Below are 13,365 nucleotides of genomic sequence, written 5' to 3' on the forward strand. Positions count from 1 at the left end.
GCTACACGTAGCCGAACCGGCGCCTCGCGAACCACTCGGCTCCCAGCAGCGCCACAAGCACCACCAGGTAGTACCAGCGATCCCACAGCGGACGGTCCTTCGCCCGGCCCACTTCCACCACCGGCGGATCCAGCAGCGGCACGTCCGGCAGTCCGTCCTGCGGCAGCCGGAACGCCTTGCCGCCCGTCACCTTGGCGATCTGCTCCATCAGCTCCGGCCGCACCGAGGCGTCCGACAGCTCCGGGCCCACCGCGCGCACCGCTACCGCGTCCTCGCCCGAGCCCAGGTCCGTCTCACCCTTCTTCGCCGTCGCCAACAGCTTGTACGGGCCCGGTGCCGGCGGCGGGAACTCCAGCCGCACCACCCCGTCCGGCCCCGTCGTCCCCGTCTGCACCGCCACCGCCTTCTGCGTCGCCACCGAGAACAGCTCCACCCGCACCTGCGCGTCCTGCGCCGCCTGGTAGTCCGACGTCCGCGCCGACACCACCACGCCCACCGGCCGCCCCGGCTCCACCGACGGCGGATCCGCCGACACCTTCAGCGTCGTCAGGTCCGGGTCTCGCACCAGCCACCGCAGCGCGTTGCTCCAGAAGCGGTCATACGTCCGGTTCGGCGAGCCCTCCTTGTGCGACGTGAACGCCCAGTACCAGCTCGCATCCGTCGCCAGCGTCAGCGCCCTGCCCCGCCCGTAGTCCCACACCGACACCAGCGGCGCGTTCTTCCCGTCCACCGTGTGGAACGGGTGCTCCAACAGCACCGTCGCCCCAGGCCTCGCCCGCGTCGTGTTGATGCCCGGAATCGGCGGCAGCTCGCCCCACGCCGCCTCCGTGCTCGCGAAGCCGCTCCCCAGCGCCGTCACCGGGTGCCGCAACCCTTCCTGCGTCAGCCGCGCCTTGAACGGCTCCGTGTTCGCCGGCCCCGCCGCTTCCACCGGCAGCGCCTCCATCAACGTCGGCATCGACGCCCGCCCCTCGCCCAGCACGCTGTCGCCGCCGATCATCACGAACGCGCCACCGTTGAACACGTAGCGCTCCAGGTTCCGCTCGTACTCCGTGATCGCCAGCTGCGGATCCGCGTACCCGAAGTTCTGGAAGATGACGACGTCGAACGTGTCCAGCTTCGTGTCGAAGATCTCCTCCATCGGGAACGGGATCAGCGACAGCTCCCGCTCCTGGCTCACCACGCCCGGATCATCCGACATGGAGCGAAGGATGTAGAACGACACCATGTCCACGTTCGCGTCCTGCCGCAGCAGCCCGCGCAGGAAGCGCTCGTCCCACGAGGGCCGCCCCACCACCAGCAGCACCCGCACCCGGTCCCGAATCACCTTCAGCGTGAACGAGCGCGTGTTGTTGTCGCTCACCGCCTCGTCCGGGAACGTCGGCACCGTCACCGTGTAGACGAAGCGCCCCGTCTGGTCCGGCGTGAACGTGAACGCCACCGGCTGCACGTCGTCCGATGAGCCGAAGCGCACCGACTTGCTCGCCACCGTCTTGCCTTCCTGGCTGAGCACCACCGGGATGTCCTTGCCCGAAAACCCGCGGCCGTGGATCTCCACCTCCACCGTGAGCGAGTTGCGCACGAAGGCGAAGTCGTCCACCTTCAGCCCCTCGATCGCCAGGTCCTTCAGCGCCTCCTTGCCCACCAGGAACGTGGACACCGGCACGTTCAGGTCCGCCAGCGCCGAGCGCGCCTTGCCCACCGCTCCCGCCGCCAGCTCCGCGTTGTCCGCCCCGTCACTCAGCAGCAACACCCCGGACAGCTTGCGCGAGCCCTGGGAGCCCGCCGACACCGAGCGCAGCGCCGAGAGGAGGTCCGAGGTACCCGCCCGCGGAGGCTCGCCCCGCAGCGAGGCCGACGTCACCGGCGACAGCTCCGGGTCGAACCCGTACACCTCCACCGTGAACCGGTCCTGCAGCGCCGACAGCCCCGGCGCCGCCTTCTCCAGAAAGTCGGCCACCTGCGCCGAGCGCGTGGGGCCTCCCGGCTCTCCCGGGAAGCTCATCGAGGCCGAGCGGTCCACCAGCACCGCCACCCGGTTCTTCATCCGCGCCACCTGCAGCAGCCGCACCCCGGGCTCCAGCAGGAAGAAGAGCGCGGCCACTCCCGCCGCCACCCGGAGCGCCCACAAGACCACTTTGCGCGCCCGCGAGGGCTCGCGCCGCACGCCCCACGCCGCCAGGGCAATGCCCAGCACGAGGCCTACCCCCAGGAGCACCAGGGCCCATATCGGCAGGGGGGAGAGGCTGACCAGCTTCCAGGCGTTGAAGGGCTGTGAGTTCATCAATCGCGCTCGGCGGGGTACGGGGCCCCGCGGTCAGCGCCGCTTGTTGAGGATGATGGGCAGGTGGACGGCGTCGTCCTTGTAATCCAGGCACAGGGCGTACATGCAGATATTGATGCCCGTGCGGATGGCCAGCTCCCGCTGGGGCTCGCCCCCAGGAGACACGTCGAACTCGTAATCCCCGGTCTCCGTGCGGCTCCAGGCGCCGGCCAGGTCGTTCTGCGAGTACATCACCGCCGCGCGCTTGCCCAGCGTACACGCCATCAGGTGTGGCTTGTTGAGCAGCCGCCCCGGCGCCGCGTCCAGCAGGAAGAAGGACTTGAAGACCACGTGGGTGGAGGGCACCACCGCCAGCGGGTTCTGCGGCAGCACCCGCTCCATCTCCCGGCGGAAGCTCCTGTCGAAGCCGTCCCCATCGCTGCCGTCGTTGGCGTCGGCCAGCAGGAAGCCCCCAAAGGTGAGGTAGCGCCGGAGGTTCTCCACCTCCGCGCCCGTGAAGGCCGGGAACTCGCCCTCCCCGCCCAGGTAGAGGAAGGGGTACTCGAAGATCTCCGGGCTGCTGAGCATCACCGCCCGCGCGTCCGGCAGCACCTCCACGGAGGTGCGCTTCTGCATCTCCCAGGCGATCCGCCGCAGGCCGCCCAGGCGCGCGTCCCACCGGCCCCCGTGGCGGACCACCGCGGGGATGAAGCGGCTCTTCTCGCCAAAGGCCGAGGCCCGGTGCGACAGGAAGGGGACCAGCGCGGCCGTGCCGAGCAGGAGATTTCGACGGGTAACGCGCCGCGTGCTCATAGGAGGCTTCTATATACCGTCGACGCGTCGTTGCATTCCCCGCTATAGAGGCCCCTCATGGCGAAAGGCGGACAAACGCCGAAGGATCCGGCCTCTCCGGAAATGCTCGCGGCCTGGAGGCAGATGGAGGCCGGAGACGTGGCCGGCGCCCGCCGGGAGGCCCGTCGCATCCTCGCCACTCAACCGAGCCCCGAGGACCGCGCCCAGGCCGAGGAGCTGCTGCGCCGCACCCAGACTCCACTTCCCGTGTATGGCTTCGCCGTGCTGGTGCTGGCCATCCTCGGGCTTCTCGTCGCGCTGGCGCTCTCGCGCTATTAAGGAGACGCCGTGGAAGGTCTCATCCAAGCCCTCAAGGCCTATCAGTCCTTCAACCCCCAGGGCTGGGTGGCCATCTACCGCCTCCTGCCCATGTGGGCGGGCATCGTGTGCTGTGTGCTGGGCCTCTCCCTGCTGCTGTTCGGCGGCGGGCGCTTCTTCCGGGTGGTGTCCGGCCCCGTGGGCGCCCTCATGGGGCTGATGTGGACGCCCGTCATCGCCGCCCGCTTCGGCCTGGCGGAGATAGACCCGCGCGCCCCCACCGTGGTGGCCACCATGCTGGCCATCGTGGGCTTCGTCGTCCCGCCGGCCATCACCTTCCTGGGCGTGGGCATCCCGCTCGGGCTGGCCGCCGGGCAACTGGCCGGGCCCTCGGACTTCATGCTCGGCTTCGCCCCCGCCCTCATCATCGGCGGCCTGGTGGGCGCCATCCTCCACCGATTCGTGGGGGCCATCGTGGCTTCCATCGTCGGCGCCTGGATTCTCGTCATCGGCGCCCTGGCGGCGCTGCACCAGTTCGGCGGGCTGGTGGAGACCATGGCCAGCCAGCCCTGGGGCGTCATCATCGCCGCGGGCCTGTTCGCCCTGGCCGGCAGTGTCTACCAGATCGCCGTGCGCCCCTCTCCCGAGGAGATGGAGAAGATGCGCGCCCAGAAGGAGCGCCTGAGGCTGCGCAAGGCCGAGGAGAAGGCGCTCGAGAAGCGTTGGGGCGTCAAGTAGTCGGCATGCTTTACGTGCCGCGGTGCGGCGCGTAGAGTCCGCGCCCTTTCCCCCTCCAGGAAACACCACCGACGGCGATGGGTAAGGCCAAGCGCAAGGAGAAGGCAAAGGCGAAGCAGGCGCGCGAGGAGAGTCCCCCCAGCGCCGAGAGCTCGCCAGAGGCGGCGCCAGCCGTCAGCGAGACGGCGCCCACCGCTCCCATGCCCTGGGTAAAGCCCGAAGGCCTGTCCGGCCGGGGCTGGGCGGTGCTCGTCGTCGTCATCCTGCTGACGCAGCTGCCGCTGCTCCACTACGTGTTCCTGCGCGGCAAACCCGCCGCCACCGCCCAGGTGCCGTACACCCAGGACTTCTCGGACCCATCCGTGGTGGGGCGTGACTTCCATGCCGTCGGCGCCTACTGGCGCGTGGTGAATGGCGAGCTGATTGCCCCCACCGTGAAGAACAACCCGCTCTGGCTCCAGGCCCGGTTGCCGGACGACGTGGCCGTCGAGTTCGACGTGCGCTCGGATTACCCCGGCGGCGACATCCGCCTGGAGCTGTTCGGCGATGGCTCGGACCCGGGCTCCGGCTACGTGCTGGTGCATGGCGGGTGGAACAACTCCCTGTCGGTCATCGCCCGCAAGGAGCTCAACGCGCCCTCTCTGCAGTCACTCCAGCGCCAGGCCGCCCGCCTGGCTGAGAACGTAGGGCGGAACGAGGTAGATCTCGTCAGCGCGGGGCTGTTCAAGCCCGGAACCCAAGTGCGTGTCGAGTCCAACACCCTCCCGGTCCAGGTGCAGCGCACCTACCATTGGCGCGTCGAGCGACGTGGCTCGCTGCTGCGTTGGAGCATCGATGGTCAGCCCTTCCTCGAGCTGAACGACCCCTTCCCCTTCAAGGGTCCGGGGCATGACCGGCTCGGCCTCTCGGGCTTCGAGTCCAACCTCGTCTTCGACAACCTGCGCGTCGTGCCGCTGGATGGCTCGCAGCCCACCTTCGTGGCCCCGCCTCCTCCGCCCACTCCCCCGCCCGGGCCGTTCGCCGACTCCTTCGATCGCGACACGCTGGGAGAGGACTGGAACGCCACCGGCCCCTCGGCGGTGAAGCTGGAGAACGGCGCGCTCACCCTGCAGCTGACGCACAACCGGCCCGTGTGGCTCAAGCGTCCCATCCCCACCAACGCCACCATCGAGTTCGACGCCTGGACGGACGATCCCGAAGGCGACATCAAGGTCGAGGCCTGGGGCGACGGCCGGGGCTTCTACGCCGGAGACCTGCGCTTCCAGTACACGGCCAGCGGCTACGTCTTCATCTTCGGCGGCTGGCGCAACACCCAGTCGGCCATCGCCCGGCAGAACGAGCACACCCCTGATCGCGCGGTCCGTGACGGCGCGGCCGTGGTGCCCGGCAAGCGTTACCACTTCACCATCACCCGCCGTGACGGCTCCATCAGCTGGAGCGTCGACGGCCAGCCCTTCCTCTCCCTCCAAGACCCCTCTCCCCTCGAAGGAGCGCGGAACCAATACTTCGGGTTCTCGGGTTGGAAGACGAAGGTTCACTTCGACAACTTGAAGATACAGCCGCTGTAGCCCCTGGCAGGCGGCCTCGAGGTACAGACACGTGCGCAGAGTGGGAATCTTCGGCTGGGGCGTCGTTGCTCCCCGATCCAAGGACATCGAGGCGTTCGAGCGGAACCTGGCCTCCACCGAGAGCTGGCTCTCCCCGTTCAACGGCTTCGGCCCGGACAACTTCCTGGTGGGGATGCCGGACTTCCACTTCTCCGACTACAAGCCGTGGATCGACGAGCGCTTCCCCGCCAGCCGCTTCTCCCAGCTGGAGAAGAAGATGGGGCTGCCCACCCAGTACGCCCTGGCGGCCTTCATCCAGTCGCTGCGTCAGAACCCCGGCCTCGAGCAGGAGCTCCAGGCCCTGGGCATCCAGTCCCATGTCTACGTCGGCACGGGCCTGGGCGACCTGCCCACCATCTATGACATCAGCCTGGATCACCACCGCGCCCAGCGGCGGTGGAACCGCTTCTGGTCGGAGCCCTCGCGCAACGCGGCGCTGAGGCAGTGGCTGGAGACGCGCGAGGCGCGCCCGGACATGCCCCCCGCCCCGGAGACGGTCGCGGAGGCCGATCGCGACATGGCCGAGGAGGCCTGGTGGGAGTACTGGACGGCCCAGTCCCCCGAGCTGCGCGAGTACCTGGGCGAGCTGCGCGAGATTGAAGGCATGGGCGTGGAGGGCGATGTCGAGTCCGCCAAGCTCGCCGTCATCAAGGAGAAGCGCACCCGCACCGCGAAGCTGCAGAAGAAGTGGAACGCGCCCGAGCCGCCGTGGAACTCGGTGTCCGCCAACGTGCTGTGGAACATCCACAACGGCCCGGCGGCGCAGGTGTCCATGCTGGGCAAGCTCACCGGCATGACGTTCGCCCCGGTGGCGGCGTGCTCCTCGTTCGGCTACGGGCTGAAGCTGGCGATGGATGCCATCCAGCGCGGGGATGCCAAGGCCGTGGTGCTGGGGATGACGGATCCGCCGCCGCACGCGCTCACCGTGGGCGGCTTCTACAACGCGCGCGTGCTCGCCGCCGATGGCACCGTGTCCAAGCCGCTCACCGCCCTGCGCGGCACGCACGTGTCGGGCGGCGCGGTGGTGTGGGTGGTGGGAGACCTGGAGCACTTCACCGCCAAGGGCTTCAAGCCGCTGGGCATGGAGCCGGTGGCCGTGGGCCTCACCGCGGACGCCGACCACATCATCACTCCCTCGAAGGAGGGCCCCACGGCGGCCATCCGCTCGGCGCTCGCCTCCGCGCGCTGCGCGCCCACCGAGGTGGGCAGCTGGGACCTGCACGCCACCGCCACTCCAGGCGACTTCCTCGAGGTGGAGACGCTGCGCGGGATGATGCCCGAGTCGGTGCTCGTCACCGCGCGCAAGGGCACCTTCGGCCACGGCATGTCCGCCGGCGGCGGGTGGGAGCTGACGGCCCAGTACCTGGGCTATGCCCGCGGCAAGCTCTTCGCCACCCCGCTGCAGGAGACGGAGCTGAACAAGGAGATCGGCAAGGTCCACGGCCGCTTCGTCTACAACCGCGAGACGCCGGTGCCCGAGGGCTTCGCCGGCAAGCTCTCCATGGGCGTGGGCGGCCTCAACGCCTGCGTCATCTCCCGCTCCTGGCGCTGAGCGGGCGTCTACTTCTTCAGCGGGTAGCGGGCCTGGGCCTCCGCGTCCAACGCGGCGGCCGCCTCCGGGTCGATGGCGCGCAGCAGCTCCAGCTCCAACTCCAGGTCCCGGGAGGCCCGATGCTGCGTCTGCGTCATCCCCGTGGTGTTGCTGTTGGCGGCGTTCGTCAGCGAATCATTGATGGCCCGGGTGCTGTTGTTGCCGGTGCTCGGCGCGTACACCACCGCCGTGGGCTGCGAGGAGGCATCCGCGCGCATCACCCGCAGCAGCGAGCCCCCACTGCGCAGCACCATCCCCTCGATGAGGTACTTGGTGAACGAGTGGGCCAGCGTGCCGCCCCCGTTCTCCTTCCACTCCGTCTCCAGCACGAAGCGGTTGGGCACCTCGCGCCACGAGTAGCCCCGCGCCTCCAGCGCCGCCTTCACCGGCGGCCAGATCTCGTACAGGGGCTTCGCGTACACGTGCTCCGCCGCCCGGTCCCTCAGGAAGTTCTCCCGACGCTGGGCCGCGCTGCACCCCGTCAGCATGACCATGGCCAGCACCACGGTCCATCCACATCGCTCGAGACGCGGCATATGGCACCCCCTCTTACGGCGTAACCCCACCGTGGCTCAGCCCTTGGGCACGGCCACCAGGTCGAAGTCCGGAATGCGCTCGCGCATGAAGTCCCGCATCCGGTTGATGAGCGCCGCTTCGATCTGCCGGGCCCGCTCGCGGCTCACCCCGTACTTGTCCCCGATGTCCTGCAGGGTGAGCGGCTCGTCGGAGGTGAGCCGGTTCTCGAAGATGAAGCGCTCCTTGCCCTCCAGCGACTGGGCGAACTCGGCCAGCTTCTCGCGGAACAGCTCCTTGAGCTCCTCGTTGCCCAGGCGCTCCTCGGCCCCCGCCGCGGACGAGGGCAGGAAGCGGTCCGCCCGCGTGCTCTTCGAGTCGTCCCCCAGCGGCGCGTCGATGGACATCTCGTCGTGCCCCAGCCGCTGGTCCATCTCCACCACGTCCTGCTCGGTGACGTTGAGCCGCTCGGCCAACAGCTTGGGGCTGGGCTCGAAGCCCTGGGCGACGAGCTTGTCCTGCTCCTGCCGCAGCTTGAAGAAGAGCTTCCGCTGGGCCTCCGTCGTCCCCAGCTTCACCATCTTCCAGTTGTCCATGATGTAGCGGAGGATGTACGCGCGAATCCACCACGCGGCGTACGAGCTGAGCTTCACTCCGCGATCGGGGTCGTACTTCTTCACCGCCTGCATCAGCCCGATGTTGCCCTCCTGGATGAGGTCCAGCAGGGACAGGGGGTTGCGGTGGTACTCGTGGGCCAGCTTCACCACCAGCCGCAGGTTGGAGGCCACCAGCCGGTAGGCCGCCTTCACATCCTGGGTCTGCTGGTAGTTCTTGGCGAGCGCGTACTCCTCCTCCCGCGTCAGCAGGGGGTGGCGCGTCACCTCGGCCATGTAGGCCTGGAGCGGATCCCTCCGGGTAATTCCCGACTCGCCCGCGGGCACCAGCGCGCTCGTGGTGACGGGGGCTTCCACGTCCCCCACCTCGGCCTCCGCCTCGACCAGCTCCTCGGGCGCGGGCTCGAGGGCCTCCGGCTCCGCTGCCTCGACTTCCACCTCGGCCTCGGCCTCGGAGGCCTCCGCCTCGGAGGGGGCGCCCGGCCGCTTCGCACGGGGCCGGGAGGTCGTTCCTTTGGTTCTCTTCCTCCCAATCGCCATGGGGACTCCATACAGCAAAGAAAGTCGAATGTTGCCAGAGGGTAATGCAGGGGTTATGCCCCTGCTTGATGAGCGACATTCCGCAAGACCCGACCGCGTCAGGCACCCCCGACACCGAAGCTTCGAGCCGTCCCGCCGAGTACATCGCGGACATCAGCTTCGAGGACATGAACCTCTCCGAGCCCATCCGGCGCGCCATCACGGAGCGGGGCTACACCCACCCCACCCCCGTGCAGGCCAAGGCCTTCAAGCCCGCCATGGAGGGACGGGACCTCATCGTTCGCAGCAAGACGGGCACGGGCAAGACGGCTGCCTTCGGCCTGCCGCTGCTGGAGAAGATTCCCGCTGACGAGCGCCGGGTTCGCGCCCTCATCCTCTGCCCCACGCGCGAGCTGGCGCTCCAGGTGGCCGACGAGCTGAAGCAGCTCGGCAAGCACAAGGGCATCAAGGTCGCGGCCATCTACGGTGGCGCCTCCATGAAGCAGCAGGAGGACGCGCTGGAGGAAGGCACCCCCATCATCGTCGGCACGCCCGGGCGCGTCTTCGACCACATCAACCGCGGCAACCTCAAGCTCGACGGGTGCGACCACGCGGTGCTGGATGAGGCCGACGAGATGCTCAACCAGGGCTTCTACGAGGAAGTCACCCGCATCCTCGACCGCCTCCCGAAGAACCGCCAGGTGCTGCTCTTCAGCGCCACGGTGCCCACGGACATCCAGAACCTGATTGCCCGCTACACCACCAACGCGGAGACGCTGCTGCTCTCGGGCGACGTCTTCACGGTGGAGCACATCCACCACATCCGCTACGACGTGTCGGACGCCTTCCCCAAGCCGCGCAACCTCATCTACGTGCTGGAGAAGGAAGAGCCCCAGAACGCCATCATCTTCTGCAACACGCGGGACGACACGGCGCTGGTGACGGCGGTGCTCAACCGCAACGGCTTCGACGCGGACCTGCTCAACGGAGACCTGCCGCAGAAGGAGCGCGAGCGGGTGATGGGCAAGGTGAAGCGCGGCGAGGTGGCCTTCATGGTCGCCACCGACATCGCCGCCCGCGGCATCGACATCTCCGGGCTGGAGTACGTCATCAACTACTCGCTGCCCGAGGACCCGGCGGTGTACCTGCACCGCGTGGGCCGCACCGGCCGCATCGGCAACAAGGGCACCGCCATCAACCTCTTCTCCGGTCGCGAGCTGGCCACCTACACCGTGCTCGAGAAGAAGTACGGCATCAAGTTCGAGAAGCGTGACATGCCTGCTCCTGAAGAAGCGATGCACCTGTGGACCGAGCGCCACCTGAGGGAGATCCGCGAGGGCGCCTCGGGCAGCGTCTTCGAGGGCTTCCTCCCGCTGGCCGCTCAGCTCAAGCAGCGCTCGGACGCCGATGACCTGGTGGCCTTCCTGCTCAAGTACTTCTTCAGCCACCTGCGCATGGAGAAGGTGCAGGCCGCGCAGGAGACCGAGAAGCAGGCCCCGGAGCGCAAGCCCGAGGGCCGGCGCGAGGAGCGCGAGCGTCGGGAAGGCCGCGAGGGCCGCGAGGGCCGCAAGGAGCGGGGCGAGCGCGGTGAGCGGGGTGAACGCCGAGAGCGCGACCGCGACCGTGACAAGGAGCGTCCTCCGCGCGGTGAGCACGGCGAGCGCCAGCCGCGTCCTCCCCGTCGGGATGAGCCCCGGCGCCCCGGTGTGTCGCTGGAGGCGGGCCCCGGCGAGGCCAAGCTGTGGGTGAACCTGGGCACCGCGGATGGCATGGGCCCGGGCAGCATCGCCACGGCCATGGAGGAGGCGGGCGCGCCGGTGGGCAAGATCGTCCGCGCGGAGCTGCGCCCCACCTTCGGCTACGTCTTCGTCGCCGAGGAGGACTCCGCCGCCTTCGAGGCCCTCAACGGCAAGCAGCACGGCACCAAGACGCTGCGGGTGGAGAAGAGCCGCCCGCGCAGCGAGCGCCCAGAGGGAGCCCCCCGCCCCGCGCCCTCGCCCGACGCCGGCCCCGGCGAGGTGAAGCTCTGGGTGAACCTGGGCACGGATGACGGCCTGGACGACGCGAAGTTCGTCGCGGCGCTGGAAGCCGCGGGTGCTCCGGCTGGCAAGGTGCTCCGGCCCCTGCTGCGGCCCACCTATGGCTATGCCTACGTGGCCGAGACCGATGCTCCCGCCTTCGAGACCGTCAACGGCAAGCCGCATGGCGAGAAGGCCCTGAAGATCGAGCGCCACCGCCCTCGTGGCTCCCGCGACGACCGTCGCCGCGAGCGCAAGGAGGAGGCGCCCGAGGTGCCGGGGCAGACCCGCATGTGGGTCGGCCTGGGCAAGCAGGACGGGCTGGATGACGCCGCTGTCACCGCCGCGCTCGAGGGGCTCGGCGCTCCGGCGGGCAAGGTGGTCCGCGTGGAGCTGCGCACCACGTACGCCTACGTCTTCGTCGCCGATGAGGACGCCGCCGCCTTCGAGGCCCTCAACGGCAAGCAGCACGGCGAGAAGGCCCTCAAGATCGAACGGGCGAGGAAGCGGTAACCGTCTCGATGTATCGACAGCTCAACCGGGGTGGGGGCCTGAGCTCCTCACTCCGCCCCTCTTCCGGAGGGAGTCCTGGCCCTGCGGGCGCGGTGGTAGTGCGCCACGCACAGCCCGCGCGCCAGCACGGGGCGTCCACACCCGGGCTCCGCGCAGCCCTCCGGCTCCGGGGGCCTGAGCTCCGGACGGGGCCGCGACTCGCTGAACATCAGCTCCGCCACCGCCATCAGCCGGTCCACGTCCCCACGCGACAGCCCGCGCGCGCGGGCGAAGTGTACCAGCCGCTCCGCTCCGGCCTCGTCCTCCTCCTCGGCCCGGAACAGCTCGGACAGCGGCAGCCCCAGCGCCGCCGCCACCTGGAGCAGCGTCTCGTAGCTGGGGCTGCGCTCCCCTCGCTCCAGCAGCGAGGCGAAGCTCACGGAGATGCCGCAGCGCGCGGCGAAGTCCTCCTGAGTCAGCCCACTCCGCTCGCGCAGGGCACGAATTCGGCGCGCGAGCCCTTGCAGGTAACCGCTCGTCTCCGGGGCGTGCGTCGGACCGGGCCGCATTCCGTCCGTCATGCTAGCCCACCCCCGCGGCTAATTTCTCGCGCCCGCTCCACCTGCACCCCACAATCGCCCCTGATCCGTCGGGAGGGAGTCACTCACCCATGAACGCCTTCGAGGAGACCAACTACTACTTCCGCAAGGCCGCGCGCATCATGGACGTGGGCACTCCCATCGAGACGCTGCTCGCCACGCCCCTGCGCGAGGTGAAGGTGCAGGTCTCCATCGAGATGGACTCCGGGGAGATCCGCACCTTCCCCGGCTACCGCATCCAGCACGACAACAGCCGCGGCCCCATGAAGGGCGGCCTGCGCTTCCACCCCCGGCTCGATCAGGCCGAGTGCGTCTCGCTCGCCTCGCTGATGACGTGGAAGACGGCCGTGGCCAACCTGCCCTACGGCGGCGCCAAGGGCGGCATTACGTGCGACCCCAGCCAGCTGTCGCTCAAGGAGCTGGAGCGCCTGACGCGCAAGTACGTGGACCAGGTGCAGGACGTCATCGGCCCCACCCGGGACATCCCCGCCCCGGACGTCAACACCAACCCCCAGGTGATGGCGTGGATCATGGACCAGTACTCGCGCTTCCATGGCCACTCGCCGGCGGTGGTGACGGGCAAGCCGCTAGAGCTCTACGGCTCCAAGGGCCGCGAGGCCGCCACCGGCCGCGGGCTGCTCTACATCTGCCGGGAGATCCTCCGCGACGTACACCTGCCGATGAAGGGGGCGCGCTTCGCGATCCAGGGCTTCGGCAACGTGGGCAGCCACGTGGCGCGGTTGCTCTGGGAGGACGGCGCCACGGTGGTGGCGGTGGCGGACGTGCTCGGCGGCGTGAAGAACCCGCAGGGGCTCGACATCCCCAGCCTCTTCGAGCACGTGCAGCGCACCGGCACGGTGACGGGCTACTCCAGCGGCCAGCCCTGCTCCAACGAGGAGGTGCTGGCCACCGATTGCGAGGTGCTCATCCCCGCGGCGCTCGGCCACGTGCTCACCCGGGAGAACGCCAACGCCGTGCGCGCCCGCCTCATCATCGAGGGCGCCAACGGCCCCACCACCCCCGAGGCGGACGATCTGCTGGAGAAGCGCGGCATCCTCGTGGTGCCCGACATCCTCGCCAGCATCGGCGGCGTCACGGTGAGCTACTTCGAGTGGGTGCAGAACCTGCAGCACATGGCGTGGGAAGAAGAGCGGGTGAACGCCGAGCTGGAGCGCACCATCAAGGAGGCCTACGAGCGCGTGGCGCAGATCGCCCGCTCGCGCAAGGTGCCGCTGCGCACCGCCGCCTTCATCCTCGCCATCGGCCGGGTGGGCAAGGCCACGGTGATGCGCGGCATCTAA

The 13,365-nt window shown here is 69.5% G+C and carries 11 protein-coding genes; 6 read left to right on the forward strand and 5 right to left on the reverse strand.

The window, feature by feature from the left end; all coding sequences use genetic code 11:
- Nucleotide 1: 1 nt before the first annotated feature.
- Together SYV04_RS41865 and SYV04_RS41870 are read right to left on the reverse strand one after the other, a co-directional pair.
- Nucleotides 2-2,284, reverse strand: coding sequence for a glutamine amidotransferase (locus tag SYV04_RS41865; RefSeq protein ID WP_321551719.1), 2,283 nt, complete (start codon nt 2,282-2,284; stop codon nt 2-4).
- A 33-nt stretch (nt 2,285-2,317) separates the two neighbouring features.
- Nucleotides 2,318-3,076, reverse strand: coding sequence for a DUF4159 domain-containing protein (locus SYV04_RS41870; protein WP_321551720.1), 759 nt, complete (start codon nt 3,074-3,076; stop codon nt 2,318-2,320).
- Between the two features lie 57 nt (nt 3,077-3,133).
- On the opposite strand from SYV04_RS41870, the gene SYV04_RS41875 reads away from it, so the two are divergent.
- From SYV04_RS41875 to SYV04_RS41890, 4 genes are all read left to right on the forward strand, one after another.
- Nucleotides 3,134-3,394: a DUF2379 family protein gene (locus tag SYV04_RS41875; RefSeq protein ID WP_321551721.1), complete on the forward strand. Its 261-nt coding sequence runs from the start codon at nt 3,134-3,136 to the stop codon at nt 3,392-3,394.
- A 9-nt stretch (nt 3,395-3,403) separates the two neighbouring features.
- Entirely contained in the window at nt 3,404-4,111 is a 708-nt protein-coding gene (locus SYV04_RS41880) for a hypothetical protein (protein ID WP_321551722.1), read from the forward strand.
- A gap of 77 nt (nt 4,112-4,188) precedes the next feature.
- Nucleotides 4,189-5,679, forward strand: a complete 1,491-nt coding sequence (locus SYV04_RS41885) for a DUF6250 domain-containing protein (RefSeq protein WP_321551723.1) — start codon at nt 4,189-4,191, stop codon at nt 5,677-5,679.
- Nucleotides 5,680-5,710: 31 nt separating this feature from the next.
- A complete protein-coding gene (locus tag SYV04_RS41890; RefSeq protein ID WP_321551724.1) occupies nt 5,711-7,270 on the forward strand; it encodes a beta-ketoacyl synthase N-terminal-like domain-containing protein in 1,560 nt (519 codons plus the stop codon).
- An 8-nt stretch (nt 7,271-7,278) separates the two neighbouring features.
- Here SYV04_RS41890 and SYV04_RS41895 read toward each other — a convergent pair whose 3' ends face one another.
- Together SYV04_RS41895 and SYV04_RS41900 are read right to left on the reverse strand one after the other, a co-directional pair.
- The gene (locus SYV04_RS41895) at nt 7,279-7,845 is read right to left on the reverse strand and encodes a hypothetical protein (RefSeq protein WP_321551725.1); all 567 of its coding nucleotides are present in this window, start codon (nt 7,843-7,845) and stop codon (nt 7,279-7,281) included.
- Nucleotides 7,846-7,881: 36 nt separating this feature from the next.
- The gene (locus SYV04_RS41900) at nt 7,882-8,976 is read right to left on the reverse strand and encodes a sigma-70 family RNA polymerase sigma factor (RefSeq protein WP_321551726.1); all 1,095 of its coding nucleotides are present in this window, start codon (nt 8,974-8,976) and stop codon (nt 7,882-7,884) included.
- A gap of 68 nt (nt 8,977-9,044) precedes the next feature.
- Here SYV04_RS41900 and SYV04_RS41905 point away from each other — a divergent pair, with 68 nt between their 5' ends.
- The gene (locus tag SYV04_RS41905; protein ID WP_321551727.1) at nt 9,045-11,486 is read left to right on the forward strand and encodes a DEAD/DEAH box helicase; all 2,442 of its coding nucleotides are present in this window, start codon (nt 9,045-9,047) and stop codon (nt 11,484-11,486) included.
- Nucleotides 11,487-11,533: 47 nt separating this feature from the next.
- On the opposite strand, the gene SYV04_RS41910 is transcribed toward SYV04_RS41905, so the two are convergent.
- Nucleotides 11,534-12,034: a helix-turn-helix domain-containing protein gene (locus SYV04_RS41910; RefSeq protein ID WP_422724029.1), complete on the reverse strand. Its 501-nt coding sequence runs from the start codon at nt 12,032-12,034 to the stop codon at nt 11,534-11,536.
- Nucleotides 12,035-12,135: 101 nt separating this feature from the next.
- On the opposite strand from SYV04_RS41910, the gene SYV04_RS41915 reads away from it, so the two are divergent.
- On the forward strand, nt 12,136-13,365 hold the full coding sequence (locus SYV04_RS41915) for a Glu/Leu/Phe/Val family dehydrogenase (RefSeq protein ID WP_321551729.1): 1,230 nt from the start codon (nt 12,136-12,138) through the stop codon (nt 13,363-13,365).

Source organism: Hyalangium ruber (genome assembly GCF_034259325.1).
Taxonomy (GTDB): domain Bacteria; phylum Myxococcota; class Myxococcia; order Myxococcales; family Myxococcaceae; genus Hyalangium_A; species Hyalangium_A rubrum.